The 25,990-nt window shown below is 65.1% G+C and carries 29 protein-coding genes; 19 read left to right on the forward strand and 10 right to left on the reverse strand.

The window, feature by feature from the left end; all coding sequences use genetic code 11:
• Nucleotides 1-57: 57 nt before the first annotated feature.
• Genes ACIA8C_RS00080 through ACIA8C_RS00090 form a run of 3 tightly spaced genes read right to left on the reverse strand, consistent with a single transcriptional unit; the run spans nt 58 to nt 1,836 of the window.
• Nucleotides 58-348: a putative quinol monooxygenase gene (locus ACIA8C_RS00080; protein ID WP_397130053.1), complete on the reverse strand. Its 291-nt coding sequence runs from the start codon at nt 346-348 to the stop codon at nt 58-60.
• Between the two features lie 28 nt (nt 349-376).
• A complete protein-coding gene (locus ACIA8C_RS00085; RefSeq protein WP_397130054.1) occupies nt 377-1,384 on the reverse strand; it encodes an aldo/keto reductase in 1,008 nt (335 codons plus the stop codon).
• Nucleotides 1,381-1,836 (reverse strand): MerR family transcriptional regulator, encoded by a 456-nt coding sequence (locus tag ACIA8C_RS00090; RefSeq protein WP_397130055.1) that lies wholly within the window; start codon nt 1,834-1,836, stop codon nt 1,381-1,383. Before ACIA8C_RS00090 ends, ACIA8C_RS00085 begins: the two co-directional genes overlap by 4 nt.
• Before the next feature lie 161 nt (nt 1,837-1,997).
• Between ACIA8C_RS00090 and ACIA8C_RS00095 the strand changes: the two genes are divergently transcribed.
• The gene (locus tag ACIA8C_RS00095) at nt 1,998-2,585 is read left to right on the forward strand and encodes a Uma2 family endonuclease (protein ID WP_397130056.1); all 588 of its coding nucleotides are present in this window, start codon (nt 1,998-2,000) and stop codon (nt 2,583-2,585) included.
• A 32-nt stretch (nt 2,586-2,617) separates the two neighbouring features.
• Here the strand turns inward: ACIA8C_RS00095 and ACIA8C_RS00100 are convergent, their stop codons facing one another.
• Nucleotides 2,618-2,986, reverse strand: a complete 369-nt coding sequence (locus ACIA8C_RS00100) for a glyoxalase superfamily protein (RefSeq protein ID WP_397130057.1) — start codon at nt 2,984-2,986, stop codon at nt 2,618-2,620.
• Nucleotides 2,987-3,044: 58 nt separating this feature from the next.
• On the opposite strand from ACIA8C_RS00100, the gene ACIA8C_RS00105 reads away from it, so the two are divergent.
• Nucleotides 3,045-3,248: a hypothetical protein gene (locus ACIA8C_RS00105; RefSeq protein WP_396991243.1), complete on the forward strand. Its 204-nt coding sequence runs from the start codon at nt 3,045-3,047 to the stop codon at nt 3,246-3,248.
• Nucleotides 3,249-3,256: 8 nt separating this feature from the next.
• Here ACIA8C_RS00105 and ACIA8C_RS00110 read toward each other — a convergent pair whose 3' ends face one another.
• Nucleotides 3,257-3,748 (reverse strand): SixA phosphatase family protein, encoded by a 492-nt coding sequence (locus tag ACIA8C_RS00110; RefSeq protein ID WP_397130058.1) that lies wholly within the window; start codon nt 3,746-3,748, stop codon nt 3,257-3,259.
• A 159-nt stretch (nt 3,749-3,907) separates the two neighbouring features.
• Between ACIA8C_RS00110 and ACIA8C_RS00115 the strand changes: the two genes are divergently transcribed.
• Nucleotides 3,908-5,578: an FAD-dependent oxidoreductase gene (locus tag ACIA8C_RS00115; RefSeq protein WP_397130059.1), complete on the forward strand. Its 1,671-nt coding sequence runs from the start codon at nt 3,908-3,910 to the stop codon at nt 5,576-5,578.
• 48 nt (nt 5,579-5,626) lie between these two features.
• On the opposite strand, the gene ACIA8C_RS00120 is transcribed toward ACIA8C_RS00115, so the two are convergent.
• Complete coding sequence (locus tag ACIA8C_RS00120; RefSeq protein WP_397130060.1) at nt 5,627-6,403, reverse strand: acyl-[acyl-carrier-protein] thioesterase; 777 nt, start codon at nt 6,401-6,403, stop codon at nt 5,627-5,629.
• A gap of 152 nt (nt 6,404-6,555) precedes the next feature.
• On the opposite strand from ACIA8C_RS00120, the gene ACIA8C_RS00125 reads away from it, so the two are divergent.
• The 4 genes from ACIA8C_RS00125 (at nt 6,556) to ACIA8C_RS00140 (ending at nt 11,848) form a co-directional block, all read left to right on the forward strand.
• On the forward strand, nt 6,556-6,747 hold the full coding sequence (locus ACIA8C_RS00125; protein WP_397130061.1) for a hypothetical protein: 192 nt from the start codon (nt 6,556-6,558) through the stop codon (nt 6,745-6,747).
• A gap of 96 nt (nt 6,748-6,843) precedes the next feature.
• Nucleotides 6,844-8,694, forward strand: coding sequence for a serine/threonine-protein kinase (locus ACIA8C_RS00130; protein WP_397130062.1), 1,851 nt, complete (start codon nt 6,844-6,846; stop codon nt 8,692-8,694).
• Complete coding sequence (locus ACIA8C_RS00135; protein WP_397130063.1) at nt 8,694-10,634, forward strand: serine/threonine-protein kinase; 1,941 nt, start codon at nt 8,694-8,696, stop codon at nt 10,632-10,634. The genes ACIA8C_RS00130 and ACIA8C_RS00135 overlap by 1 nt, the downstream gene beginning before the upstream one ends.
• Nucleotides 10,634-11,848: a hypothetical protein gene (locus tag ACIA8C_RS00140; protein WP_397130064.1), complete on the forward strand. Its 1,215-nt coding sequence runs from the start codon at nt 10,634-10,636 to the stop codon at nt 11,846-11,848. Before ACIA8C_RS00135 ends, ACIA8C_RS00140 begins: the two co-directional genes overlap by 1 nt.
• 11 nt (nt 11,849-11,859) lie before the next feature.
• Here the strand turns inward: ACIA8C_RS00140 and ACIA8C_RS00145 are convergent, their stop codons facing one another.
• Together ACIA8C_RS00145 and ACIA8C_RS00150 are read right to left on the reverse strand one after the other, a co-directional pair.
• On the reverse strand, nt 11,860-12,999 hold the full coding sequence (locus tag ACIA8C_RS00145) for a transglycosylase SLT domain-containing protein (protein ID WP_397130065.1): 1,140 nt from the start codon (nt 12,997-12,999) through the stop codon (nt 11,860-11,862).
• Nucleotides 12,996-13,322, reverse strand: a complete 327-nt coding sequence (locus ACIA8C_RS00150) for a type VII secretion target (RefSeq protein ID WP_397130066.1) — start codon at nt 13,320-13,322, stop codon at nt 12,996-12,998. Before ACIA8C_RS00150 ends, ACIA8C_RS00145 begins: the two co-directional genes overlap by 4 nt.
• Before the next feature lie 189 nt (nt 13,323-13,511).
• On the opposite strand from ACIA8C_RS00150, the gene ACIA8C_RS00155 reads away from it, so the two are divergent.
• Nucleotides 13,512-14,486 carry an NADPH:quinone oxidoreductase family protein gene (locus ACIA8C_RS00155; protein ID WP_397130067.1) on the forward strand — a complete coding sequence of 325 codons (975 nt, stop codon included), beginning with the start codon at nt 13,512-13,514 and terminating at the stop codon, nt 14,484-14,486.
• Nucleotides 14,487-14,565: 79 nt separating this feature from the next.
• Nucleotides 14,566-15,642, forward strand: a complete 1,077-nt coding sequence (locus ACIA8C_RS00160) for a winged helix DNA-binding domain-containing protein (RefSeq protein WP_397130068.1) — start codon at nt 14,566-14,568, stop codon at nt 15,640-15,642.
• A 4-nt stretch (nt 15,643-15,646) separates the two neighbouring features.
• Here ACIA8C_RS00160 and ACIA8C_RS00165 read toward each other — a convergent pair whose 3' ends face one another.
• Nucleotides 15,647-16,810, reverse strand: coding sequence for a low temperature requirement protein A (locus ACIA8C_RS00165; protein WP_397130069.1), 1,164 nt, complete (start codon nt 16,808-16,810; stop codon nt 15,647-15,649).
• A gap of 66 nt (nt 16,811-16,876) precedes the next feature.
• A complete protein-coding gene (locus tag ACIA8C_RS00170; protein WP_396991230.1) occupies nt 16,877-17,401 on the reverse strand; it encodes an Lrp/AsnC family transcriptional regulator in 525 nt (174 codons plus the stop codon).
• A gap of 171 nt (nt 17,402-17,572) precedes the next feature.
• Here ACIA8C_RS00170 and hppD point away from each other — a divergent pair, with 171 nt between their 5' ends.
• The 10 genes from hppD to ACIA8C_RS00220 all read left to right on the forward strand — a co-directional run bounded on the left by hppD (nt 17,573) and on the right by ACIA8C_RS00220 (nt 25,949).
• On the forward strand, nt 17,573-18,787 hold the full coding sequence (gene hppD / locus ACIA8C_RS00175) for a 4-hydroxyphenylpyruvate dioxygenase (RefSeq protein ID WP_397130070.1): 1,215 nt from the start codon (nt 17,573-17,575) through the stop codon (nt 18,785-18,787).
• Nucleotides 18,788-18,856: 69 nt separating this feature from the next.
• On the forward strand, nt 18,857-19,063 hold the full coding sequence (locus ACIA8C_RS00180) for a hypothetical protein (protein WP_397130071.1): 207 nt from the start codon (nt 18,857-18,859) through the stop codon (nt 19,061-19,063).
• 165 nt (nt 19,064-19,228) lie between these two features.
• A complete protein-coding gene (locus tag ACIA8C_RS00185; RefSeq protein WP_397130072.1) occupies nt 19,229-19,753 on the forward strand; it encodes a DUF3558 domain-containing protein in 525 nt (174 codons plus the stop codon).
• A gap of 64 nt (nt 19,754-19,817) precedes the next feature.
• A complete protein-coding gene (locus tag ACIA8C_RS00190; protein WP_397130719.1) occupies nt 19,818-20,333 on the forward strand; it encodes a DUF3558 domain-containing protein in 516 nt (171 codons plus the stop codon).
• Between the two features lie 269 nt (nt 20,334-20,602).
• Nucleotides 20,603-20,977 carry a 30S ribosomal protein S12 gene (gene rpsL / locus ACIA8C_RS00195; RefSeq protein WP_019049359.1) on the forward strand — a complete coding sequence of 125 codons (375 nt, stop codon included), beginning with the start codon at nt 20,603-20,605 and terminating at the stop codon, nt 20,975-20,977.
• A gap of 1 nt (nt 20,978) precedes the next feature.
• Complete coding sequence (gene rpsG, locus ACIA8C_RS00200) at nt 20,979-21,449, forward strand: 30S ribosomal protein S7 (protein ID WP_150399709.1); 471 nt, start codon at nt 20,979-20,981, stop codon at nt 21,447-21,449.
• A gap of 136 nt (nt 21,450-21,585) precedes the next feature.
• A complete protein-coding gene (fusA, locus tag ACIA8C_RS00205; protein ID WP_397130073.1) occupies nt 21,586-23,688 on the forward strand; it encodes an elongation factor G in 2,103 nt (700 codons plus the stop codon).
• Nucleotides 23,689-23,805: 117 nt separating this feature from the next.
• The gene (gene tuf / locus ACIA8C_RS00210; protein ID WP_107659457.1) at nt 23,806-24,996 is read left to right on the forward strand and encodes an elongation factor Tu; all 1,191 of its coding nucleotides are present in this window, start codon (nt 23,806-23,808) and stop codon (nt 24,994-24,996) included.
• Between the two features lie 120 nt (nt 24,997-25,116).
• The gene (locus ACIA8C_RS00215) at nt 25,117-25,599 is read left to right on the forward strand and encodes a hypothetical protein (protein WP_397130074.1); all 483 of its coding nucleotides are present in this window, start codon (nt 25,117-25,119) and stop codon (nt 25,597-25,599) included.
• Nucleotides 25,596-25,949: a hypothetical protein gene (locus ACIA8C_RS00220; RefSeq protein WP_397130075.1), complete on the forward strand. Its 354-nt coding sequence runs from the start codon at nt 25,596-25,598 to the stop codon at nt 25,947-25,949. Before ACIA8C_RS00215 ends, ACIA8C_RS00220 begins: the two co-directional genes overlap by 4 nt.
• The last annotated feature ends 41 nt before the right edge of the window (nt 25,950-25,990 follow it).

Genomic DNA, 25,990 nt, shown 5'->3' on the forward strand with positions numbered 1-25,990 from the left:
GTAGAGATAGTGCGGCCCCGGCGATCCGAATCTGGATCGCCGGGGCCGCCTGTGTTCCTAGATCTCGGTGAAGCGCCGGAGCTGGAACGGCTCGACCAGGATCTGGTCCAGTGCCGCGGCGCACTGCTTCAGATGCGGGGTCTCGAAGTGTGCCGCCAATGCGTCGGCGTCGACCCATTCCTCCAGCAGCACCACCCGGCTCGGATCGGTCGGGTGCAGGTACAACTCGTAACCGAGACAACCTTTTTCGGCGAGGGTCGGCTCGATCATGTTCCGCAACACCTCGTGCAACTCGGCTTCGTGACCTTGCTTCGCGGTAAAGCGGACATTGAGCGTCAGCGTGGACACGGTAACTCCTGATCTGTTGTGGTGCTTGCTATTCCCGGCCCGCGGAGACGAACGACAGATCCGCGGCACGGTTTCCGGCCACCTGGTCCGCGATCGGCTCCAGCGTCGCCAGTTCGTCGGCGGTCAGCTCGATGCTCGCGGCCGCGACATTCTCGGCGAGCCGAGTCCTGCTGCGGGTACCGGGAATCGGAGCCACCGACAGGTCGCGCACCCGGGCCTGCGCGTGCAGCCAGGCTAGCGCGACCTGTGCCAGGGTACCGCCGCGCGCCTCGGCGATGGCCCGCAGCGGCGCGAGCAGCTCGGCGTTGCGGGCCGCGTTGTCCTCGGCGAAGCGCGGAAATCCGCGCCGCACATCGCCTTCCACGAGGGCCGGGACCGCGCCGGTCAGGAAGCCACGGCCGAGCGGCGAGTACGGCACGAAGGTCACGCCGAGCTCGGACGCGGTGGGCACCACGGTCCGCTCGACATCCCGGGAGAAGATCGACCATTCGGACTGCACGGCCGCGATCGGATGCACTGCCTGCGCCGCGCGCAACTCAGGCCCGGTCACCTCGGACAGGCCGATCGCGCGAATCTTGCCCTGCCGCAACAGCTCTGCCAGCACGCCGACGGTGTCCTCGATCGGCACCCGCGGACTGCGCCGGTGCATGTAGTACAGGTCGATCGAGTCGATGCCGAGCCTGCGCAGACTGCCCTCCACCGCCTTACGGATGTAATCCGCCGAGTTGTCGATGCCGCGGTAGGCCGGGTCGTCGGCCTTGCGGACGATGCCGAACTTGGTGGCCAGCACCACCCGGTCGCGGTTGGCCCGCACGAACTCGCTGAGGAACTCTTCGTTGTGCCCCGCGCCGTAAACGTCGGCGGTGTCGAAGAGCGTGACACCCAGTTCCAATGCCCGGTCCAGCGTCGCCCGTGCTTCGGTGAAGTCGGAGCTCCCGTAGAACTCGCTGATCCCCATGCAGCCCAGGCCTTGCACGCTTACCTCGATGCCGCTGGCACCCAGTGTGGTGGTCGGCAATTTTTCGGCGGTCGTCATACGCGGATCCCTTCAGTGTCCTGCACCGTGATCGTGGCCGGTCGGGCGAGCTGTGCCTTGCCCTCGTAGATATCGATCTTGTAATCGAGCACGGCCACGGTCTGCTGAAGTTCATCGATCTTGGCGAGCACCTCGGCGCGGGTCTTGCGGAACATCTCCAGCCGCTCGGGGAACGTCGATTCCCCTTCGCGCACCAGCTCGGCGTACCGGACCATGTCCGCCACCGACATTCCCGTGGTGCGCAAGCGGCCGATCAACGCGAGCCACTCCAGGTCGCGATTGCTGAACCGCCGCTTACCGGCATGATCCCGGCCGATGTAATCCATCAGCCCGATCCGCTCGTACCAGCGCAGCGTGTCCCGGCTGAGCCCCGATCGCTCGGCCACCTCCCCGATCGAAAACCGGGGAAGTTCCCAGTCGATACCTCGCTGCTGCAATGCGGCTTCACCCACGGCACTCGCCCTTCTCGTAGAACCCGGTCGACGCTAGTCACCTGGAGTGCACTCCAAGCAAGTCCAATGTACGCAAAAACCGTCGTCGGGTTCCGGCCGACTGTGTATCTTGCGTGGGACACTGGGAGCTGACCAGGGGTGGGACGAGCTGAGGAGCGAGGGTGACGGCACTTCCGGAACCAGGGCGGCTGCTGACTATTGCTGACTACATGGCGCTCGGAGAAGACGACGAGCGTTGCCGTAGGGAGCTGCAAGAGGGGGTACTCACTATTTCGCCGTCGCCCACGCCGGACCACAACATTGTTGGTGGCGATCTCTATGCCCAGGTGAAGCCTCAGCTTCCACCTAACTTGGTCGCCGTGCCCGATGTCGACCTCAACCTGCAGTTGGTTCCCGAGGACGGGCCCGCCACGGTCCGTCGGCCAGATCTGGTTGTGATCGAACGGAGCGAACGCAAACGAGTCCGTTCCGAAGGTGGGATCCTTCGAGCCCACGCCGCCCATCTTGTCGTCGAAATCGTCTCGCCGGGCTCCCGGCGAACGGATTACGTCATGAAGCGCAGCGAGTACGCCGATGCCGGAATACCGCATTACTGGATCATCGATCTGAATCCGCCGCTCAGCTTGGCGGCGTTCCGGCTGACCGAAGAACTGGGCTATGTCGATAACGGCGAGGTGACCGATGTGTTCACTACCACCTCGCCGTGCTCGTTGACCATCCACTTGGAGCAGTTCGACCAGTTGGACTGAACTGCTCCTACTGGAGGCCCAAAAACCCACACTCAGTTGTACTTCGGCAATTCCTGTATCGCCCACCGATTCCCATCCGGGTCGGCGAAGTACGTGAACTTGCCCCAGTCCAGCGTCTCCACCGGGGTCGCGTCCACCCCAGCGGCCACCAACTCCTTGTACGCGTCCTCCGCGCTGGAAACCACGATCTGCATCCCGCGCACGCTCCCCGGCGCGGCTTCGGTGAGCCCCTCGCCGATGCAAATCGAGCACCCGGACCCGGGCGGCGTGAGCTGCACGAATCGCAGGTTCTCGTTGACCCGGTGGTCGTGATCGGCGTTGAATCCGATCTTGGTGTAGAAGTCCTTCGCGCGATCCACGTCGGTCACGGGAATCGCGATGAGCTCGATTTTCCAATCCATCGCCCGAGCATCTCATCGGTCACCGACAAAGTCCGGACTTCCGGCCTACCCTGGGGACATGCCTGGTAAGGACGTCAACCGGATCAGGGCCCGCTCGGCCCTGGCAACGGTCAAGGAAAGCCCGGTGATCACCGCCATCGCGGTGGCACCGGTGGTGCTCGCTCTCGCCGTCGTGTGGTGGCTGCTCGGCGGGTTCGCCGCGTTCGTGCTGCTGGTCGTGCTCGGCGTGGTCGTGGTGGTCGGCGGCAAGTTGCTGAACTGACTGCCGGTTCAGCGGGGGATGTGGAAACGCACCAGCTCACCGGTTCCCGGATCGACCTGCGGCCATGGCCGGTCGAATTCCAGCACGGCCAGCGCCGAGGTGGGGAACTTGCGGCTGAGCTCGACAGCGGGCGTCGAACTTCGATTGCTCGCCAATTCCCATGCCGTCCACGGCATTCCGGGCGCGTGCCCGATCACCAGCAGCGTCGATACGTCGTCGTCGCTGAGCTGCACCAGCTCGATGAGGCTTTGCGGGGAGGCCTCGTAGATCCCCGCCTCGTAGACCACCGGCGCGTCGATACCGGTGGCGGCGAGGGTTTCCCTGGTGCGCGTGGCGGTGGAACAGCGCACCGCGTCGATCGGCGGCTGGGTTTTGCGCAACCAGTCGCCCGCCAGTCCCGCCTCGCGCTGTCCGCGCGGCGCCAGCGGGCGTTCGTGGTCGGCGACACCGTCGGGATACGCCGACTTGCCGTGTCGCATGAGGATCAGAGTCCGCACCATGGAGATACCGTAAGGCCTCCGGTCGCATGGCCTCGAACACACTCGAGGCAAACTGAAAGCGGCGTCACATCGCGGGGCTCCCCGCGGCGTGACGTTTCTGTCCACCTCTGCCCACCGGGTGGCCTATAGCCCACGTACATCTTCGAGGATCTGCACAATATGGCCTACGTAATCACGCAGCGTTGTTGCAACGACGCCAGCTGCGTTTCCGAGTGCCCTGTCGATTGCATCCGTCCGACCCCGGACCAACCGGAGTTCGCGACGACCGAGATGCTCTACATCGACCCCGACACCTGTATCGACTGCGGTGCGTGCGTCGATGCGTGCCCGGTGGAGGCGATCTTCTCCGAGGACGACCTGACCGCATCGCTGGCCAGATACCGCGACATCAATGCAGCCTATTTCGAACGGCATCCGCTGGAATCCAACTTCGATCCGATCGTCACCCCGCCGCGGCCGCCGAAGGAACTCGGCACCCTGCGGGTCGCGATCGTCGGTGCCGGTCCCGCGGCCTGTTATGCCGCCGACGAGCTGCTGCGCAGGGCCGACGTGGAGATCGAGATGTTCGACCGAGTGCCGACCCCGTGGGGCCTGGTCCGGGCGGGCGTCGCGCCCGATCACCCGGGCACCAAGACGGTGTCGAGCTTGTTCGAGTCCGCGTTCCGGCGCGAGACCCTGCAGTACTACCTCAATGTGGAGATCGGCACGCACATCTCGCACGAGGAATTGCTGCGCCACCATCACGCCGTCATCTACGCGGTCGGCGCGTCCACCGACCGCCGCCTCGATGTGCCGGGCGAGGACCTGCCGGGCAGCCATTCGGCCACCGAGTTCGTCGCCTGGTACAACGGCCATCCCGACTTCGCGGACCGGCAGTTCGACCTGTCCGGCGAGCGGGCGGTGATCGTCGGCAACGGCAATGTCGCGCTCGACGTCGCGCGCGTGCTGACCGTCGACCCGGACGAGCTGGCCAAGACCGACATCGCCGACCACGCGCTGGACGCCCTGCGGCGCAGCAATATTCGCGAGGTCGTCGTGCTCGGCCGTCGCGGCCCGCTGCAGGCGGCGTACACGTCGTCGGAGTTCCTCGCGCTGGCGCACCTGAAGGGCATCGACGTGGTCGTCGACGAGTCCGATCTCGCGCTCGATCACGCCAGCCAGGCCCTGCTGGACGACCCGGACGTCGAGCCGTCGCTGAAGCTCAAGTACACCCTCGCCGAGGAGTACGCGGGCGCCCCGCGCGATCCGAGCCACAAGCGGATCGTCTTCCGCTACCTGGCCTCGCCGACCGCGCTCACCGGCACCGAGCACGTCGAGGCGATCGAGTTCGTGCACAACGAATTGTTCGAGGAGGACGGCCAATTGGTGGCCCGGTCCACCGACCGCACCGAGCGGATCGAGGCCTCGCTGGTGCTGCGTTCCATCGGCTATCGCGGCGCGGCCGTCGCCGACGTGCCGTTCGACGAGCGGCGCGGCGTGATGCCGAACGAACACGGCCGGGTGCTCGGCACCGACGGCACCCCGCTGTCCGGTGTGTACGCGAGCGGCTGGATCAAGCGCGGCCCGCGCGGTGTCATCGGCTCGAACCGGACCGACGCCGAGGAAACCGTGGAGAACCTGATCGCCGACTTCACCAGCGGCAAACTCGATGCGCCCGAGGCGGATCGAGCGGCGCTGAAGGCGTTGCTGGGTGAGCGGCAGGCCGATCTGGTGGATCGGGAAGGCTGGCGCGCGATCGATCAGGCCGAGAAGGCCGCGGGCAAGTCGGCGGGACGACCGCGGGTCAAGTTCACCACCCGCGAGGATCTGCTGAAGGCCGCGCGCGGCTGAGGCGAACGATGCCGCCGACCGGAGCCGCGAGTTCCGGTCGGCCGTGGCCTATTCGGGCGGCAGCGGCATGATGCGGACGACGGTCGTCGTCGTGCCGCCGACCACGAACCACAGCCGAAGCACCGGTCGGCCGGTGCGGTCGCCCGGCTCGAAGCGGCTGCGCACGGTCACGTGCTGGCGGGCGAGCACCGGCGCCACGTACTCGATGACCGCGCGATGCGGACCGGCGAGCAGCTTGGGGTACTCGACCATGAACTGTTCCACCGCCTGCCAGTAGCAGGCGTTGTTGACGTGGTTGTACTGGTCGATGTCGGTCGCGCGCACGGGAAATGGCATGTCGGTGTCCGACTCCGATGGCGCGGTGTCGGTCAGATACGGACGCCAGCGCAGCCGGTGTTCCTGCGTGGTCTGCGCCAGATAGGCCAGGCCCTCGTCGCTGATCCGCGCGGGCATCCCGGTCGACTCGCTGATATTGATCCAGAAACCCTCGGTCTCGATCAGCCCACCGTTCGCGCTGGTGACCCGCACCCGCATGTTCGTCCAGCGGGTCGACATCGCCGAGCACCAGCGCAGCAGCCGCACCTCGTCCGGCCACAGGATCGGCCGGATCACGTCGATCACCGTGCGGCGCACAATCCAATTGGGGTCGCTGCGGCTCAAGAACGTCTTATGCAGATTTTCCCAGGCGATGTCCTGCAGGTAGCGGGCGACGGCGTCGAATCGCAGCCGGGAGTAGGGGTCCACATCGCCCGCCCGGATGGGCCACGCCGAAGCAAAGCCCATGCCCTCCTGGGGAAGCGGGGCGAGTGGCTGATCGAGTGACACTGGTGCTCCTCGCGCTGCACGGTGTGCCGCGTTCTTCGTGTGGTGCTGTTGTGAGACGACTTTACGGGTCGTACGTCACACCATCGCGTCGAGTGCGTAGGTAGCCGACGGTATGCCCGCGAACAACGCCGCTACCAGGCATCATGGACGCCATGAGCGATTCGGATCTGCCCGGCAAACTCGGCAAACCCGCTGAACGAGCCCTGGCCGCAGCCGGAATCCGCCGCCTCGACGACCTCACCTCCTGGACCGAGCGCGACCTCGCCGCACTGCACGGCGTAGGCCCGACCGCCATCACCAAACTCCGCACCGCCCTCGCCGCCCGCAACCAAACCTTCGCCTGACAAACACTGCGCCGGCTTCCGGTCGTCCGGCGACACCAGGACGTGTCACAGCCGCACCGGTACGATCCGCAACAGGCACGACAGGGGAGGACAACGGTGAAGCCGCTCGGCCGTCACGACCCGCGCACGGCAGGCCGCCACCAGTTGATCGCGGTCATCGGCCAGGGCGCCATGGGTCGCGTGCTGCTCGACCGTTCGCCCGACGGTCGCCTGGTCGCGGTCAAGATGATCCATCGCCACCTCGCCAAGAACCCCGAGTTCCGCGCTCGCTTCCGCCTGGAGGTGCAGGCCTCCCAACGCGTCACCGGCGCCTACACCGCCGCCGTGATGGACGCCGACCCGGAAGCCCAAGAACCCTGGCTGGCCTCGGTTTTCGTGCCCGGCCCCGCGCTGCGCGAAGCCATCGATCAGCACGGCCCGATGCCGCTCGGCGGACTGCGTTTGCTCACCGCGGGTCTCGGTTCCGCGCTGCTGGAAATCCACCGCGCCGGCATGATCCACCGCGACCTCAAACCCTCCAATGTCCTGCTCGCGGAAGACGGCCCGCGCGTCATCGATTTCGGCATCGCCCGCGCGCTGGAAGCAGACCTCCAGATCACCAGCACCGGAACGCTGGTCGGCTCCCCGGCCTTCATGTCGCCGGAACAGGCGTCAGGCCGCGAACTCACCACCGCCAGTGACGTTTTCTCGGTCGGTGCGATGCTGGTCATGGCGGCGACGGGGCAGAGCCCGTTCCTCGGCGCCTCGGCACCCCAGACCCTGTACAACGTTGTGCACAACCACCCGGACACCAGTCGCGTGCCCGCGCCGTTGCGTCCCATCGTGGACGCCTGCCTGGACAAGGACCCCGCGCGGCGCCCCGCGCCGAGGCAATTGATCGACGCGGTAGGGGCGATCACCGGGCGATCCGGGTGGCCTGCCGGTGTCCGGCGGCAGATCGTTCAAGACCGGGCGGACGCCGAACGCTGGGCCGACAACGGTGGTGTGCTGCCGGACGAACCGCCTCGTCGTACCGCGAGATGGGTTGCCGCAGCGGCTATTCTGGTGCTGCTGGTCGCAGGTACGGTCACCGCCGTGCTGGTCAGCCGCAACAACCCGCAGCCCCAAGACCCGCTGGCGAACCGCACGCTGGAACTGACGGATGAGCAGTTGCGTCTCACCGATACTTGCGAGCTGGTCGGCAACGACGTCCTCGGCAAGTTGGGGCAGGCTGTCAAACCGGAGTTGGCGGATTCTTCGCTCTGCGGCACGAAATTCATCGAGCAGGGTGGACGGCAAACGCAGCTGACAGTGGGTATCGGGACATCTGTGGCGCGAGGTAAGCAGCTCACCGAGCTGGTCGCGGGGAGGTCCATGCTGGACACCACGACAGACCCGCGTTCGTGTGCGCGGTTGGTTGCGGTACGCGACCAACCGAAAGTCGGCGTCGAGGTGAAGATCAGCGAAGCCGAGGGCGATTCCTGCAAGCTGGCGACTGATGCCCTGAGGGCCGTTGTCAGCCGACTGGTGAGCAATCCACCGAGTGTGAATGCGGCGAAACAGTCTGTCATCCGGATCGTTCCGTGCGAGTCGGTCGGTCCGGACGTCCTCGCCCCGCAGGTGGGTTCCGGTGTACAGCCAACACCGGTAGACGTCCACACCTGCACCTGGACGGGCACTCCATTCGCGATCACCGTGCACACTGCCGAGAGCAAACGAGTCGATTCAGCTCCGGGGTACACCAGACTTCTGGTGAATGGCGGTAGGTACGGTGATTTCCTGTCAGCGCGCCGTATCGACCCCGACGGAACGTGCGCCACCTACTATCTGGTGCGCCCGACTATCGAAGATCGAGGAGAACAGATCGCCGTGACTGCGCAACCGACAGTGGCCGGCGCGGCTGAAACAGCCTGTGCCACGACCGAAGCGATACTCACCGGTATCGCGGCACGGCGGGAGGGTTCCTGATGGTAACCCGCTTGGAGTCGGGCGATCCCGATCGGATCGGCCGGTATCGCCTGCTCGGTCAGCTCGGCTCTGGTGGAATGGGGCGGGTCCTGCTCGGTGTCGGCCCCGACGGTCGCCTGGTCGCGATCAAACAGGTGCATCAACACTTGGTGACCGAGGAAGACTTCCTGCCTCGTTTTCGCCGTGAGGTGCAGACCTCCGCGAAGGTCTCGGGTGCTTTTACCGCCGCGGTGGTCGACTTCGACGTCGAATCGGAAGATCCTTGGCTCGCTTCGGTTTTCGTGCCCGGAGTGCCATTAGACAAGGCAGTCAAGGACTTTGGCCCGCTCACCGCAGACGAGCTACACAAGCTGGCGATCGGGCTGGCGTCGGCTTTGCAGGCCATCCATGGTGTCGGTCTGATCCATCGGGATCTCAAGCCCGCCAACGTGATTCTCGCCGAGGACGGGCCAAGGGTCATCGACTTCGGTATCGCGCGAGCGGTCGAGGGGCGGTCCGAGCTGACCCACACCGGCTCGATCATCGGTTCGCCCGCATTCATGTCACCGGAGCAAGCGCAATCATTGCCGCTTACGTCGGCCAGTGACATGTTTTCCCTTGGTGCTGTTCTCGCGATGGCGGCCGGTGGCGCGAGTCCTTTTGCTGGATCGTCCCTGCCACACACGCTCTACAACATTGTGCACACCGAACCCGATCTGAGCGGATTGTCGCCCGAGGTACGGGAATTGGTTGCTCCGTGCCTGAGCAAAGACCCACAGGAGCGCCCGACGCCCGCCCAGCTCCTCGACTTTCTCGGACCGCTGCCACCGCAGCATCGACCCTGGTCGCCCCAGGTGCACAAAGCGATAATCGAACAGGAAGCCGAGATGTCGGCGTTGCTGGCCGATCCGGAAGCCACCCAGATCGTGGGCCCTGTTTCGTCCGTCGCCGAGTCATCCAGCGTCGATGCGTTCGAGCAGCGATTGCAGGCACTTGTAGAGATTCAACGCGCCAGTTCGCTGCGTAGGCGGCGAAAGCAGGTTCTGATCGCGGCCTCGGCGGTGGTGGTTTTGGTGATCGGCGTCCTCGCGGGAACCGCCTTATTCGGCGGTAGTGACGATCAGCCGACCGAACCGACGGTGAATCCGCTTGCGGCACTGAATCTCACGAAGCTCCGGTCGATCGATGTGTGCGCAGCGGTCAAAGATCCACTGGTTTCTTCGTTGGGGGATTGGACGAAGGCGCCAAGCTCTACGCAGTGGGGTAACTGCGCGGCCGAAGCGGGCGGCTATCAGTTCGACGTCGATATCAAGCGTATCGAAGGCTATCGAGACAATGGTAAGCGCGTAACAGGGGTTCCGGTACTGGAGGACGTGACCAGCGGAACCGACAGCTGCGGCCGGGCGCTGTTCCCCGCGAAAACGGATCCGCAGTACGGAATCGCGATACGGGTGAAGGGTGCGCAATCCGATAAGTTGTGCGGCGTTGCCGACGCGGCCGCGGCCGAGCTTGCCCATCGGATGACGGAAGGTCCGCCGCAACTCCCCAACATTCGCAGTTCCCTCGCCCGGCACGACCCGTGCGCGTTGGTCGACTCGATCGTCGTCAAGTTGAACATCGGCGATCTCGTTCATGGTGAAACCGATTCGCTCCATACCTGCAAGTGGGTCGCCGCAGACATCACCACCGTGTCGTTCGAACGCTCGAAGGTCTTGGTGCCGACCGAGAAGCCGATACCGTTCGACCTCGGTGGCGGCAATATCGTCTTTCTGGACGACGCGGAATTGCAATCGCGGACCTGCATCCGCCAGGCGGAGTATCGGCGGATCGACAGCAGTGAGGCAGAGGTGGTGACGGTGCGGATCGACAATTCGTCGACGCCGGAACACCCCGAATTTCGGTGTCTCGCAGCGCAACAGGTGCTGCAGAACATCCTGGACAACCTTCCGCAGGTGAGCTGATGAACTCGAAGTCACGGACGGCCATGTCATGGGTCGTGGTTCTGGTCGCCCTAGTCTTGGCGTGTGGCTGCGGCAGCACGGTGCGGGGAAGCGGTCTGCCTGGTGAACCCGATGTACGGGCGCTGGACACCGGCAGGTTTCCGACCACACCGCCCAAACTTGCCAAGCGCTTGGACGACCTCGGATATGCCAGGCTGGAGGCCGCGCGATTGGCCGATGCGGTATTGAGCCCACACGAGGTGGACAGCAAGTATTCCGCTGGAGCAACGGCGCTGGCGCATACCGACGTGCAATCAGTGATGCAGTATCTCGCCGAGCCAGCGGTTCCGGTATTGCTGAAATACGGCTTCCTCCTTGGATTCTCGACAGGTTCGGCCGACGAGAAACTACCGCTGATGAAGGGTTCGGAAGACAGCAATCAGCGTGCCGGGCTGACCGTAACGGTGCTGCGGTTTCCCGATCCAACTGCCGCGAAGTCGGCTGCGGCCGAACTCGATACCGCCGACTTCGCGATCAATCCCGAGAACGTTGCGGTCACCCTCCCGAAATACCCTGACTCCCGGGCACATTGGCGTCCAGCCGTGCCTACGCTGGGTAGCACGACACCGCATGGGATTTACGTGATCAGCGTGCTCGCGGACGCGCGAACTACCGACATCAACCAGTTGGTCGAATCGACGCAGAAGTATCTCGATGCCGAAGTCGGTGAACTGGACAAATTTACGCCGACACCGACGGGAAAATTCAATACTCTGCGCCAAGACCCGGACGGCCTGCTGGTCAGGGTCGTGCATGAAAGAGGTGTTGTACCCCCTCCTGATGGACAGGGTGAGGTGGTGCTGACCTTACGTGGCTACCTGAACTATGTGCTCGATCAGTCGGGCCGCTTCCCGGTGTTGCAACGAGCCGGCGTGGACCGGGTCGCGGTGACGCCCAACGCATTCGGGTTCCGGACTCGCGACGATGCCGCAGCCACACGATTCGTGCAGGAATCGGCCGAACTCGATGACGCGGTGAACCGGCGAAATGTCGATCCGCCGGATGGCGTGCCTGGCGCGCTGTGTGTTCAGGACTATGTTGCGCCGAAGGACGCTCAATTCAGATGCTTTGTCGCCTACCAGCGGTATGCGGCTTTGGTGCTCGGTTCTCGATTGTGGGAAACGCAGCAACGAGCAGCCGCGCAATACGCGTTGCTCGCCAACAGTCAGCGATAACGGGCTGGGCGTCAGTAGCCCCGATATGCGCCGCCTGAGTTGACCGCCACCACGCCCGGAACGTTGTTGACCGATCCATACGTGTCGATCGAATAGCGAACGCCCGCGATGATGTTGTCCACCGGGTTCCAAATGTCGTCGTGCCCAGGTGCTTTGTAGGCGTTGAAGGTGCTATCGATCGTCTGCATCAGCCCCTTCGACGGATGCCCCGCCACCCAGTTGCTGTCCGTCCTGTTTTCCGCGTAGGGATTGCCCGACGACTCATATTCGATGATCGTGGCAATGGCGCTCTCATCGATATCCTTGGGGTCGTAACCCATTTCGATGAGCTTCTGCTTGGCCTCCGCGATCCACTTCGCCATGTCGCCGCTGGGCATCGGACCGGTCGGGGCACTCGAACTCGGACTCCCCGAACCGCTATAACTACTGCTGTACGGACTACCGGAAGACGATCCGGAGTTATTGTGATTCCCCATCGCATAATTCGGCTTGTGCGATGAAGGCGAAGGATTATTACTCACCGCGGCAGGCGAGCTCACGCTGGCAGGCACCGTACTCGCCGGCGGCGCAACGTTCGCGCTCGGCTCACCGAGCCCGCTGAACGCCTGCTCTAACTTCGCCACCGCGCCGTCCACCTGCGTTTTCGCTTGGCCCGCCACGGTTTCCGCGGTTTTCAGCGCATTGGTCAGTTCCCAGGTCCTGGACGCCGCCTGCAGTGACTCTTGGAAAACGAGCCCCTCCACGTTCGCCTTGTCCGAATGCTCACGCAGGGCAGCGATCCGGGTGGTGGCGTTGACGGTTCCGTTGGGCTCAACATCGAACGGCGGGGACTGGTTGATCGCGTCGTCGCGCAGTTGGATCACCTTGTTCTTCGCCTCGACCAGATTCTGCGTCTGGGAAGTGAAGGCCGTCTTCAGTTCCAGCAGTGCGGCACTCACCGCGGAGGACCGGGTCTTCTCGGTGTCCATCCGCGCGTTCGCGGCGTCACCCGCCGTTCCGGACCACTTCTTGCCGTCTTCCAGCGACTTCGTCTGGGTGGAGCCCTTGCCGACCGCGGTGTCGAGGTTTTGCGACATGGTCCCCGCTTGTTCGCCCGCGGCGGTGAGCTGTTCGGGCTTCCAGTTTTCTACGTCCGGGATGCTGAGGGTCATGAGGACAGTCCGATCGCGCGGAGCTTCGCGGCGAAATCGTCTTCGGCCAGTTCGTATTTCCCCGCGGCGTTGTGCAAATTGTCGGCGATGGTGGTCAGCCGGCCGCCGATCCGCTGCAGGCAGCGATTGACAACATCGTTGGCCTGGTTTGCCGCGGTACCGAATTCGGTGCCGGGTAGCGCGCCTGCCGCGGCCGATAGCGCTCCCCCCGCGTTCAGCCCGGTCACCTCCCCGGCTTCGGTGCCGAGTGTTTGCGCGAACGATCGCAGTGCGCCCGGATCTACCTGCACACTCGTCGACGACGGTTGATTGCGCTCGACCATGAGTCCCCCTTCACGCCCGACCATAGGTCGCGGTCAGCATAGCAAAACGGAGTCGGCCGAACAGGGCCCTCGGGCGGGCCTGGACTGCCAAACGCTGACAGGTTGAGCAGGCCGAGTCGGCGCGGGTTACGTTGATCACGGCGGCGCCGGCACGGAGACAGGCCGGTGCCACGACAGAGAGGTCGGCAGATGCGCGCAGCCCAGGTCAGCAAGCTGGAGGGACCGGAGTCGGTCGAGATCGTGGACGTCCCGGAGCCCAAGGCGTACCCGGGGGGCGTGGTGATCGACGTGCACGCGGCCGGTGTCGCGTTCCCGGACGTGCTGATGACGCGCGGGCTGTATCAGATGAAGCCGGAGCTGCCGTTCGTCGTCGGCGGCGAGGTCGCGGGCATCGTGCGCGAAGCGCCGGAGGACGCGCACGTCAAGGCAGGCGACCGGGTTGTCGCGCTGACGCTGCTCGGCAATGCCATGGCAGAGGTGGCAGTCGCGGCCACCCCGATGGTGTTCAAGCTGCCGGACAACGTTTCCCTGGAGGCCGGGGCAGGCATCCTGTTCAACGACCTGACCGTGCAGTTCTGCCTGCGCAAGCGCGGCAGGCTGGCCGAGGGTGAGACGGTGCTCGTGCACGGCGCCGCGGGCGGCATCGGCACCTCGACGCTGCGGATGGCGGCCGCGCTCGGCGCGGGCCGGGTGATCGCGGTGGTCAGCACCGAGGCCAAGGCCGAGGTGGCCCGGGCCAACGGCGCCACCGATGTGGTGCTCGCCGACGGTTGGCTCGCGGCGGTCAAGGAACTCACCGGCGGTCGCGGCGTGGACATCGTGCTCGACCCGGTGGGCGGCGACCGGTTCACCGACAGCGTGCGTTCGCTCGCTTCGGCGGGCCGCCTGCTGGTGGTCGGCTTCACCGCGGGTGAGATCCCCACCGTGAAGGTGAATCGACTGCTGCTGAAGAACGTCGAGGTGATCGGCGCGGCCTGGGGCGAATGGGTGATGACGCACCCCGGTTACCTGGCCGAGCAATGGGCCGAGGTGGCACCGCTGCTCGCCGCGGGCAAGATCGAGGCGCCGAAGCCGGTGCTGTACCCGCTGGAGCGGGCCGCCGAAGCGATCGCCTCGCTGGACAACCGCACCGCGACCGGCAAAGTCGTGGTCACGCTCCGCTGACGCGAATCTTGGCCCACCTTCTCGCCCGGCCGCTGGGATGTCGCGCATGCTGTCTAACCGAACATTGAACCGTACGCTCTTGGCCCGCCAGCACTTGCTGGAGCGCTCGCAGCTCACGGTGCACCAGATGTGCGACCATCTGATCGGTCTGCAAGCCCAGGACTCACCGCCGCCGTTCGTCGGATTATGGAGTCGCATAGCGGATTTCGACCCTGCGGTGGTGTCGGACGCACTGGAGGACCGTTCGCTGGTCCGAATCACCTTGATGCGCGGCACCATTCACCTGGTGACCCCGATGGACGCGCTGCGGATCGCGCCGCACGTCCAGCCGGAACTCGAAAAGATCCCCTTCCGAAAGGGTTTCAACTACGGCGCGATGGTCGGCCTCGATCCCGACGAGGTGCGTGCGCACGGTGAACGGGTCTTCGGCGACGAGCCGATGTCCGCCGCCGAGCTGCGAAAGCACGCCGCCGAGATCTACCCGGACCGCAACCCCGGCATGGTCGTGCAGACCTGGCTCATTCAGCTGCCGGTCCTGCAGACCCCGCCGCGCGGCAAATGGAAGGACAACAGCAGACCGATCTGGTCCAGGGTCGAGCCGTGGCTCGGCGCGCCGCTCGACCCGGCCTATCCGTTGGCGGAGTTGCTCGTTCGCTACCTGCGCGCCTTCGGCCCCGCCAGCACCATGGACATGCAGACCTGGTCGAAGCTGCTCGGCATGAAGCAGGCGCTCGACCAGCTCGGCGACCGCGTGCGCACCTACACCGACGAGCGCGGCCGCACCCTCTACGACGTCGCCGACGGCGAACTGGCCGATCCGGAACTCCCCGCGCCGGTGCGGCTGCTCGGTTGGTACGACAACGCCGTTCTCTCCCATCAGGATCGGACCAGAATTGTGCCCGAGGGTGCCGGATCGCCGCTGCGCGCGTTCGCCTCCGCGGTCGCACCGGTGCTGGTCGACGGCTATCTCTCCGGCCTGTACAAGATCTTCCCGGAAGCCGGCGCGGCACGCCTGCGCATCAGCCCCACCCGGACCTGGACGAAGGCCGAGCGTGCGGCGGTGGAAGCCGAATCCAACGCGCTGCTCGGCTTCGTGGAGCCCGACAAGGAACCGCGAGTGGAAATCCTGGAAGTCGACGCCGACTTGCGACCCTGATCCGCTACGGCGTTCGCGCTCCGCGGTGAAACCGCAACTCGGGCACCGGACGTCCCGACCCCACGAGCAGATGCTCGTACACATTGATCGTGACGAGCACGGCCGCCGTCAGCGCGACAACGACAATCGCGGGTAGCAACGACGACACCGCCGCGACCGCGATGAGGGCGCCGGCGGTGACCACCCGGCCCAGGGCGGGTGCCCCGACCGTCCGCCAGCGGGTGAATACGAACGTCGCGACGAACAGCGCCGCACCACCCGGCGCCAGCATGGCCGCCACACCGTGCGCGGTGTGCCCCGGATCGGCCGCCGCGTGCCCGAGCCCGACCGCTACCGCCACCAGCGCGGCTACCAGCGCGAAATGCCCGTAGCTCAGCACATCTCGCATGATCAGCCCCGGCGCCGACCGCGTCGCCAGCGCGTGCTCGATCACCTTCGAGGTGAATTGGAAATACAGCCACCACAATCCGGCGCCGACCATGAAGCCGAGCACCAGCGCGGTCACCACCGGCACCGTCAACCCGGTGGAGGCGGCCTGCGCGCCCGCGTCCACCACCGACTCGCCGAGCGCGATGATGACGACCAACCCGAACCGCTCCGAAAGGTGTGAGACGCCAAGGGTTCTGCCACGCAGCGCTCGGCTGTAGAACAGCGGAGCGCCGAGCTGCACGACCAGCGCACCGGTCCATACCCACAGTCGAAGATGTTCGGGCAGTGGGACGCTCGCGAAGATCGCGACTCCGGTCACCAGTCCAACACTGAACGGATTGATCGCGGTCTCGAACGTGTGCGCCCGCATGGTCGCGATGAGCAACACGATCCGCAACACCAGATGCGCTGACGCGAATACCATTGCCGCGCCGCGTGGTTGATCGAGCGCCGAGGGCGCCGCCACCGCCATCAGGAAGATGCACAGGCCGCTGGTGAACAGCACCAGCCGCTGCGCGTGCGTCTCCTCGACGTTGTTGACAAGGACGGTCACCCCGACCCAGCCCCACCACAGCGGCGCGAGCAGCACCAGCGCGTGCCCGAGCGCACCGATCGAGGGCTGGTGCGCGAGCACGTGCGCGGTTTGCGTGACCGCGAAGACGAGCACCAGGTCGAAGAACAGCTCCGCCCAGGTGGCACGGGAATGGGGTGTGCTGGATTCGGTTGTCGTCTCGCTCATCACCGGTCTCGCCGTCGATCTCTCGCGACGAACATCCGCACCGCCGCTCAGCGAGCGTAGACGCGGCTACCTTTCGTGCGCCGCGCGATAGGCAGGCGCCTTCGTGTTTCCCGCCGGATCGAGCGTGCGCAACAGCGGCAGCGTGCGAAACGGCACCACGGTCGACAGGACGATGACGCTGTGCGACCGCACCACCGACGTGGTCCGGTCGATGCTCAGCAGCACCGACTGCAGCCCGGCGTGCGAGTCCGCGCCGATCCGGCACCACACGTCGCCGGTGCCGGTGGTCGCGTAGGCCTCCAAAACCCCTGGGATCGTTTCCAATTCGGCCGCGACCGCGTCGAGCGCGCCCTGCGCGATCTCCAGCGTGACGAACGCCTGCACGTCGAAACCCGCTGCGGTGACGTCGATTTGCGGATCGTAGGAGGCGATGACCCCGGATTCCTCCATTCGCCCGATCCTGGACTGCACGGTCGCCCTGGCGACCCGCGTCCGCCGGGACAGCTCGAGGATGCCCGCTTTCTGGTATTCGTGCATCGCGGTCAGAATCGCGAGATCGAGTTCGTCAAGTTTCGCCGGCGTTCGTGACATGGCGGCCTCCGTTCCGAGCACAGGCTGGGCTTCCAGCCATGGATAGCACCAGCCAGCTGATGCTATTCAAATTGTCCAGCATTCAGGGGGACTTCCTAGCCGAATTCGCCAGAGTGTCTATCGAAAATCGCCGCTGTTGCCTATCGGCCGACCCTGACGATTACTTGGTGCATGACCATCGAGCAGATGCCCAACGCCCAGTCCAGCACGGCGCCGAGCACCGGCCCCACCGACACTGAGCTGCGCAAGCTCGTCGGTCTGGTGGACCACGACACCAGCGTCGACAACTTCCCGGTGATCGGCTGGGACGCCCTCGTCTGGGTCGTCGGCAACGCGACCCAGACCGCGCATTTCCTGGAATCCGCCTTCGGCATGCGCCTGGAGGCCTATTCCGGTCCGGAGACCGGCAACCGTGACCACAAGGCGTATGTGCTGCGCAGCGGCGGCGCCCGGTTCGTGGTCAAGGGCGCGGTCGACCCGGACAGCCCCCTGGTCGCGCACCACGATCGGCACGGCGACGGCGTCATCGACATCGCGCTCGAGGTGCCCGATGTGGACCGCTGCATCGAATGGGCGCGCACGCACGGCGCCACCGTCCTCGTCGAACCACGCGACGAGACAGACGAATTCGGCACCGTCCGGTCCGCCGCCATCGCCACCTACGGCGAGACCCGGCACACCCTGGTCGACCGTTCCGGCTACAACGGCCCCTATCTGCCCGGCTACATCACCCGTCGCGCGGGCTACCAGCCGAGGGAAGGCGCGCGGAACCGGCTGTTCCAGGCCATCGACCACGTCGTCGGGAACGTGGAGCTCGGTCAGATGGACGAGTGGGTCGAGTTCTACCGCCGCGTCATGGGTTTCACAAATATGGCCGAGTTCGTCGGCGACGATATCGCCACCGAATACTCCGCCCTGATGAGCAAGGTCGTCGCCAACGGCAACCACCGGGTGAAGTTCCCGCTCAACGAGCCCGCGGTCAGCAAGAAGAAGTCCCAGATCGACGAGTATCTCGAGTTCTATCGCGGTCCCGGCGTCCAGCACATCGCGCTCGCCACCGGCGACATCCTGGCCTGTGTCGACGCACTGCGCCGCGAAGGCATCGAGTTCCTCGACGCGCCCGACTCCTATTACGAGGACCCGGAACTGCGCGCCAGGATCGGCCACGTACGCGTTCCGGTGGAAGAGCTGCAGAGCCGCGGCATCCTGGTCGATCGCGACGAAGACGGCTATCTGCTGCAGATTTTCACCAAGCCGATCACCGACCGCCCCACCGTCTTCTTCGAGCTGATCGAGCGGCACGGCTCGCTCGGTTTCGGCAAGGGCAACTTCAAGGCCCTCTTCGAGGCGATCGAACGCGAACAGGACGCCCGCGGCAACCTGTGATCGGTTGTGGCCCTGAGTATCCGGCAGTACGCTGCTTGGCATTCGCCGGATGCTTAGGGGACTGTCGCAGTGCTCGAGAGATCTGCCGCCACCCTCGCACTGGCCGTCGCGCTCGCCCTCATAGCGAGCGCGACGACCCACGCCGACCCGGCGCCCGCCTATTACTCCACCCTCGACGCCTGCCTGGTCGCCATGTCGAAATACAAGACCGGCCCGGCCCAGTGCACCTATATCGATGCGATCGGCGGCTACGAACTCCGCGTCCCTGGCGGATAGTGGCAGTCGGCGTCGACCGCGGCGCGGACCGTGTTCTCGCCGTTCCCGCCGCGAGGGGCCGATCCCCTTTGTGCCACAAAATCTTTGCCATGCCGACACCTGAGCTCCATTCGCGTGGTCGCCTGTGCAGGTCGCACGGGTCGCCGCGCCGGTAGAGTCTCGGGCATGCGGACCAAGTGGGCGATCGTCACAGGCACGGTCTTCGCGCTGCTGCTCTCCGCGTGCGGTTCGGGCGGCGACTCGGACACCAGCACTCCGTTGCGCCCGCCGCCGAAGGTGGCCACGCTCGGCCCGTTCGTCGGCGAGTGCGGACACGTCACCGACGACGAGGTGCGTGGTCTCGCAGGCGTCGTCCAGATCTCGCAGGTGATGAGAACTTCGGTCGGGTGTAATTGGCAGTCCGCCGGATACGGCTCGACCAGCGTCACTTTTGCTTCCTATCGCGGCAGCCCGATCGCTCGCGAGAAGGCGTGGGTGTCCAACCAAGGGCGCGACCCGGAGACGATCGATGTCGGCGGTCGCACCGGATTCCAGGCGCTGGACCCTAGTGGAGACATCTGTGACCTCGCTACCCAGCTCGGTGATGACTTCTTCGAATGGTCTATGGCTTTTGAGCGTTACTCGGTTCATGACAATCCATGTGACAGAGTTCGCAAGATGGCCGAGTTGACCGTGCAACGGCTGCAGTAGGAGGTGCGAGATGAGACCAGGTCGTAGTTCGGTGCGCGGAATACTGTGCAGCGTCGCTGTGTTGATGTTTGCGGTCACCGCCTCCGGCTGTGGGCAAACGGTAAGTGGATCAGCTCATCCTGCGGGTTCGAGTACTGGCGGCACAGTCAACAGCAACTTCGACAAGTTGTTGCGCGAGTGCGAAATTGTAACGGTCGACCAGATCGCCGATGCGATCGGCGCCAAGGGGCCCCCCGCCCCGGAGCCGTCCTTCTACGGCGCGGTCTGCATGTGGTACGCGCTCAATGCACCCGGCGGCGCCGCCATGATCACCTTGAACTGGTACGAGATCGGCTCGCTGAACAACGAGAAGACCAACAACGACAAGCTTGGTTACTCGACGACCAACGTCACCGTGCAGGGTCGGCGCGGGTTGGAGACGCGGCGGCCGAATGATCCGGACTCCTGCGGGGTCAGCGCGGGCGCGGCGGATCAAGGCGTGATCGGGTTCTGGATCAATTATCGGCCGGGGTCCGCGCACCCGGATCCGTGCGCGGGCGCTAAGAAACTCGTAGAGTTGACGTTGAACCTGGCCAGGTAGCGGGGTCGCCAGACACCCCGCTTTGACCCTGTGTCGCGACCACGAGTATCGTGGATCGCTGTGCCCGGAAGCATACGGGCAAGTTCGTGCGTGACCGTAGGCCAGCGAAAGCGGCTGACACCTCCAGCGTGCCCGCAATTCGGGCCCTACGCCGCGCGCGACACGCCCGACCTCGGGGCACGTGAAACGTGGCCGGACGTGCGAGTTAAGGCTCGATGACACAGACATGAAGTTCCAGACACCGCGTAACTAAAAAGGAAAGCCGGTCTATGCCAACCATCAACCAGCTGGTCCGCAAGGGTCGCCGCGACAAGGTCTCCAAGACGAAGACCGCGGCGCTCAAGGGCAGCCCGCAGCGTCGTGGCGTGTGCACTCGCGTGTACACCACGACCCCGAAGAAGCCGAACTCCGCGCTGCGTAAGGTCGCGCGCGTTCGCCTGACCAGCGCGGTCGAGGTCACGGCGTACATCCCCGGCGAGGGCCACAACCTGCAGGAGCACTCGATGGTGCTCGTTCGTGGCGGCCGTGTGAAGGACCTTCCCGGTGTCCGTTACAAGATCATCCGTGGCTCGCTCGACACCCAGGGTGTGAAGAACCGCAAGCAGGCCCGCAGCCGTTACGGCGCCAAGAAGGAGAAGAGCTGATATGCCACGCAAGGGCCCCGCACCCAAGCGTCCGCTGATCAACGACCCGGTCTACGGGTCCCCGCTGGTCACTCAGCTGGTCAACAAGATCCTGCTGGACGGCAAGAAGTCCACCGCCGAGCGCATCGTCTACGGCGCGCTGGAGCAGGCGCGCGACAAGACTGGTACCGATCCGGTCGTCACCCTCAAGCGCGCGCTGGACAACGTCAAGCCTGCCCTCGAGGTGAAGCCTCGCCGCGTCGGTGGCGCCACCTACCAGGTGCCCGTCGAGGTTCGGCCCGGCCGTTCCAACACGCTGGCCCTGCGCTGGCTGGTCAACTACTCCCGCGCTCGCCGCGAGAAGACCATGGTCGAGCGTCTCGCCAACGAGCTGCTCGATGCCAGCAATGGTCTCGGTGCCTCGGTGAAGCGTCGTGAGGACACCCACAAGATGGCCGAGTCGAACCGGGCCTTCGCGCACTACCGCTGGTGACGTCTGCCCGGCCCGTTGTTTCGGGTCGGCAGGCACAGTCGGCCGCGGCACCAACCTGCCGCAGCCGGCGTTGAACAGAGACGACCACAGGGTCGTCCCCGAAAATCCCATCTAGCTACGAGCGGGGAAGATTTCCGTGGCACAGGACGTGCTCACCGACCTGAACAAGGTCCGCAACATCGGCATCATGGCCCACATTGATGCGGGCAAGACGACCACAACTGAACGCATCCTCTTCTACACCGGCATCACCTACAAGATCGGTGAAGTCCACGATGGCGCGGCCACCATGGACTGGATGGAGCAGGAGCAGGAGCGTGGTATCACCATCACCTCCGCGGCTACCACGTGCTTCTGGAAAGACAACCAGATCAACATCATCGACACCCCCGGGCACGTCGACTTCACCGTTGAGGTGGAGCGGTCGCTGCGCGTGCTCGACGGCGCCGTTGCGGTGTTCGACGGCAAGGAAGGCGTCGAGCCGCAGTCCGAGCAGGTGTGGCGTCAGGCCGACAAGTACGACGTGCCGCGAATCTGCTTCGTCAACAAGATGGACAAGCTCGGCGCGGACTTCTACTTCACCGTGCAGACCATCAAGGACCGCCTCGGTGCCAAGCCGCTGGTCATCCAGCTGCCGATCGGCGCGGAGAACGACTTCGAGGGCATCGTCGACCTGGTCGAGATGAACGCGAAGGTCTGGAAGGGCGAGACCAAGCTCGGCGAAGAGTACGAGGTCATCGAGATCCCGGCCGACCTCGCCGATCAGGCCGAGATCTACCGCCAGGAACTGCTGGAGACGGTCGCCGAGTCCGACGAGGCGCTGCTCGAAAAGCACTTCAGCGGCGAAGAACTCACGATCGAGGAGATCAAGGCCGCCATCCGCAAGATGACGGTTGCCTCCGAGCTCTACCCGGTGCTCTGTGGTTCCGCGTTCAAGAACAAGGGCGTGCAGCCCATGCTCGACGCGGTCATCGACTACCTGCCCTCGCCGCTGGACGTGGAGGCCACCACCGGCCACGTTCCCGGCAAGGAAGACGAGCTGCTGACCCGCAAGCCGAGCGTCGACGAGCCGTTCTCGGCGCTGGCGTTCAAGATCGCGGTGCACCCGTTCTTCGGTGAGCTCACCTACGTGCGCGTGTACTCGGGCCAGGTCGCCTCCGGTGCCCAGGTCGTCAACTCGACCAAGGGCAAGAAGGAGCGGCTCGGCAAGCTGTTCCAGATGCACTCCAACAAGGAGATGCCGGTCGCGACCGCGTCCGCCGGTCACATCTACGCCGTGATCGGGCTGAAGGACACCACCACCGGTGACACCCTCAGCGACGCGCAGAACCAGGTCGTGCTCGAGTCGATGACCTTCCCGGACCCGGTCATCGAGGTCTCGATCGAGCCGAAGACCAAGTCCGACCAGGAGAAGCTCGGCACCGCGATCCAGAAGCTGGCGCGCGAAGACCCGACGTTCTCGGTCAAGCTCGACCAGGAGACCGGCCAGACCGTCATCGGCGGCATGGGCGAGCTCCACCTCGACATCCTCGTCGACCGCATGCGTCGCGAGTTCAAGGTCGAGGCGAACGTCGGCAAGCCGCAGGTGGCTTACCGCGAGACGATCACCAAGAAGGTCGAGAAGCTCGAGTTCACCCACAAGAAGCAGACGGGTGGCTCCGGCCAGTTCGCGAAGGTCATCATCGCCATCGAGCCGTTCGTCGGCGAAGACGGCGCGACCTACGAGTTCGAGAACAAGGTCTCGGGTGGTCGCGTTCCGCGCGAGTACATCCCTTCGGTGGACGCCGGTGCGCAGGACGCCATGCAGTACGGTGTGCTCGCGGGCTACCCGCTGGTGAACCTGAAGATGATCCTGCTCGACGGCGCATACCACGACGTCGACTCGTCGGAAATGGCGTTCAAGATCGCCGGCTCCCAGGCACTGAAGGAAGCGGCTCGTAAGGCCGGTCCGGTGATCCTCGAGCCGCTGATGGCGGTCGAGGTCATCACGCCCGAGGACTACATGGGCGAAGTGATCGGCGACCTGAACTCCCGCCGTGGCCAGATTCAGGCCATGGAGGAACGCAGTGGTGCCCGTGTCGTCAAGGCGCTGGTTCCGCTCTCGGAGATGTTCGGTTACATCGGTGACCTGCGGTCGAAGACCCAGGGCCGGGCGAACTACTCCATGGTGTTCAACTCGTACGCGGAGGTTCCGGCCAACGTGTCGAAGGAGATCATCGCCAAGGCGACCGGCGAGTAATACCGATTTTGGGGCAAGTGTAAGACTTGCCCCAACATCAGCCGGGAGTCAGCACGACCCCAGTAATAACCGCACTGCTGCAACTGCACGCACCAACAAGTCCAGGAGGACACCACAGTGGCGAAGGCGAAGTTCGAGCGGACGAAGCCGCACGTCAACATCGGCACCATCGGTCACGTCGACCACGGCAAGACCACGCTGACTGCAGCGATCACCAAGGTGCTGGCTGACAAGTACCCGGATCTGAACGCGGCGTTCGCGTTCGATCAGATCGACAAGGCGCCGGAGGAGAAGGCTCGTGGTATCACGATCAACATCTCCCACGTCGAGTACCAGACGGAGAAGCGCCACTACGCGCACGTCGACGCTCCGGGTCACGCGGACTACATCAAGAACATGATCACCGGTGCGGCGCAGATGGACGGTGCCATCCTCGTGGTCGCCGCGACCGACGGCCCGATGCCGCAGACCCGCGAGCACGTGCTGCTCGCCCGTCAGGTCGGCGTGCCCTACATCCTGGTCGCGCTGAACAAGTCGGACATGGTCGACGACGAGGAAATCCTCGAGCTCGTCGAGATGGAGGTCCGCGAACTGCTGGCCGCCCAGGAGTTCGACGAGGACGCGCCGGTCGTGCGTGTTTCCGGTCTGAAGGCGCTCGAGGGCGACCCGAAGTGGACCGAGTCGATCGTTGAGCTGATGAACGCCGTCGACGAGTCGATCCCGGACCCGGTCCGCGACACCGAGAAGCCGTTCCTGATGCCCGTCGAGGACGTGTTCACGATCACCGGTCGTGGCACCGTCGTCACCGGTCGTGTCGAGCGCGGCATCGTCAACGTGAACGAGGAAGTCGAGATCGTCGGCATCAAGCCGACCTCGACCAAGACCACGGTCACCGGTATCGAGATGTTCCGCAAGCTGCTCGACCAGGGCCAGGCCGGCGACAACGTCGGTCTGCTCGTTCGTGGCATCAAGCGCGAAGATGTCGAGCGTGGCCAGGTCATCGTGAAGCCGGGCACCACCACCCCGCACACCGAGTTCGAGGGCCAGGCCTACATCCTGTCCAAGGACGAGGGCGGCCGGCACACGCCGTTCTTCAACAACTACCGTCCCCAGTTCTACTTCCGTACTACTGACGTGACGGGCGTTGTGACCCTCCCCGAGGGCACCGAGATGGTCATGCCGGGCGACAACACCGAAATGTCGGTCGTGCTGATCCAGCCGATCGCCATGGAAGAGGGCCTGCGTTTCGCGATCCGTGAAGGTGGCCGCACCGTCGGCGCCGGTCGCGTCACGAAGATCATCAAGTGATTCCCTGAATCACTGACCCGAACGGCGTCGCTCCGAAAGGAGCGGCGCCGTTCGGCATTTCAGGGCTGGCCGCGAAGTAAGCCGCAGATTATCCCGGACATCCAAGGTAGTGTGGATGTCATGACTGCAGCGTATGACGTGGTTCCGTTCAGCGACTTGCTACACAGACCCGCCGTCACCGCTGGGCTCCTCGATCAAGTCCGTGCTGTCCGCCTGCGGCGTCGGGATGCGGGCGATCTGGCGTTGATGCGGATCGAGCAGCTGGACGCCGAAGGCGCGGTGGTCGATTTCACCGCGCGCCTCCTTGCCGGGCTGCTCCGCCGTATCGGTGCGGAAGCCGTGCGCGATGTGCTGCCCGATGCGGTTCCCTGGGTCACGTTCCTCCCCGCGGCGGACGTCGACAAGTTCCTGACCGAGCTCGTCGCAGTGGCCCAAGGTGCGGCCGCCTTGGAGAATCTGGCCCCGCTGGCTGGCTTGCTCACCCAGTGGCGGCACACCGCGGAGGTGTATGCCGACCCGGTATTGCTGGAACTGGTCACGAATGAGCCGGAGGGCGATTTCGGACCTGCCCCGATGCCCGATCCCACCGAGCGCGACCGGTGAGCCCGAAGCGCGGCGACCGTGCCGCGCCGCCCGCAGTAGTTGGCGAATTCGAAATCCGCTTGGCAACAACCGAATCCTGTGTCGGATGGGATCAACTGGCAGCTCAGGCGCCGACCAATCTGCGCCGCGCGTTCGAGACGATCAGAGCCGATCCGAGAGCGAAAACGAATCCCGATCGGCAACATCGGCTCAAAGGTTCCCTCAGTTCGGCGACCTGGAAGGGAAACGTCCTGGAGCGCTGGCAGTACGAGGTAACCGGCAGTGGTCGAATCTGGTACCTCATCGATGACGATCAGCGCACTGCCTGGATCGTCTACGCGGGCACCGGACATCCGAAAGCCACCGACTGATCAGAATGCTGCTCGAGGTGGGGTAGGCGGGTCACCGCGTT

The sequence above is a fragment of the Nocardia sp. NPDC051321 genome, assembly GCF_044455225.1.
In the GTDB taxonomy this organism is placed as follows: domain Bacteria; phylum Actinomycetota; class Actinomycetes; order Mycobacteriales; family Mycobacteriaceae; genus Nocardia.

Excerpts from the sequence above, each read along its gene's own strand:
- ACIA8C_RS00155 (WP_397130067.1), top strand. The coding sequence starts at position 13,512 with ATGCGCGCAGCCCAGGTCAGCAAGCTGGAGGGACCGGAGTCGGTCGAG.
- ACIA8C_RS00110 (WP_397130058.1), bottom strand. The coding sequence starts at position 3,748 with ATGGTGCGGACTCTGATCCTCATGCGACACGGCAAGTCGGCGTATCCC.
- ACIA8C_RS00100 (WP_397130057.1), bottom strand. The coding sequence starts at position 2,986 with ATGGATTGGAAAATCGAGCTCATCGCGATTCCCGTGACCGACGTGGAT.
- ACIA8C_RS00115 (WP_397130059.1), top strand. The coding sequence starts at position 3,908 with ATGGCCTACGTAATCACGCAGCGTTGTTGCAACGACGCCAGCTGCGTT.
- ACIA8C_RS00185 (WP_397130072.1), top strand. The coding sequence starts at position 19,229 with ATGCGGACCAAGTGGGCGATCGTCACAGGCACGGTCTTCGCGCTGCTG.
- ACIA8C_RS00145 (WP_397130065.1), bottom strand. The coding sequence starts at position 12,999 with ATGACCCTCAGCATCCCGGACGTAGAAAACTGGAAGCCCGAACAGCTC.
- rpsL (WP_019049359.1), top strand. The coding sequence starts at position 20,603 with ATGCCAACCATCAACCAGCTGGTCCGCAAGGGTCGCCGCGACAAGGTC.
- ACIA8C_RS00190 (WP_397130719.1), top strand. The coding sequence starts at position 19,818 with ATGTTTGCGGTCACCGCCTCCGGCTGTGGGCAAACGGTAAGTGGATCA.
- hppD (WP_397130070.1), top strand. The coding sequence starts at position 17,573 with ATGACCATCGAGCAGATGCCCAACGCCCAGTCCAGCACGGCGCCGAGC.
- ACIA8C_RS00140 (WP_397130064.1), top strand. The coding sequence starts at position 10,634 with ATGAACTCGAAGTCACGGACGGCCATGTCATGGGTCGTGGTTCTGGTC.
- ACIA8C_RS00170 (WP_396991230.1), bottom strand. The coding sequence starts at position 17,401 with ATGTCACGAACGCCGGCGAAACTTGACGAACTCGATCTCGCGATTCTG.
- ACIA8C_RS00215 (WP_397130074.1), top strand. The coding sequence starts at position 25,117 with ATGACTGCAGCGTATGACGTGGTTCCGTTCAGCGACTTGCTACACAGA.
- ACIA8C_RS00125 (WP_397130061.1), top strand. The coding sequence starts at position 6,556 with ATGAGCGATTCGGATCTGCCCGGCAAACTCGGCAAACCCGCTGAACGA.
- ACIA8C_RS00150 (WP_397130066.1), bottom strand. The coding sequence starts at position 13,322 with ATGGTCGAGCGCAATCAACCGTCGTCGACGAGTGTGCAGGTAGATCCG.
- ACIA8C_RS00085 (WP_397130054.1), bottom strand. The coding sequence starts at position 1,384 with ATGACGACCGCCGAAAAATTGCCGACCACCACACTGGGTGCCAGCGGC.
- ACIA8C_RS00135 (WP_397130063.1), top strand. The coding sequence starts at position 8,694 with ATGGTAACCCGCTTGGAGTCGGGCGATCCCGATCGGATCGGCCGGTAT.
- ACIA8C_RS00105 (WP_396991243.1), top strand. The coding sequence starts at position 3,045 with ATGCCTGGTAAGGACGTCAACCGGATCAGGGCCCGCTCGGCCCTGGCA.
- ACIA8C_RS00165 (WP_397130069.1), bottom strand. The coding sequence starts at position 16,810 with ATGAGCGAGACGACAACCGAATCCAGCACACCCCATTCCCGTGCCACC.
- rpsG (WP_150399709.1), top strand. The coding sequence starts at position 20,979 with ATGCCACGCAAGGGCCCCGCACCCAAGCGTCCGCTGATCAACGACCCG.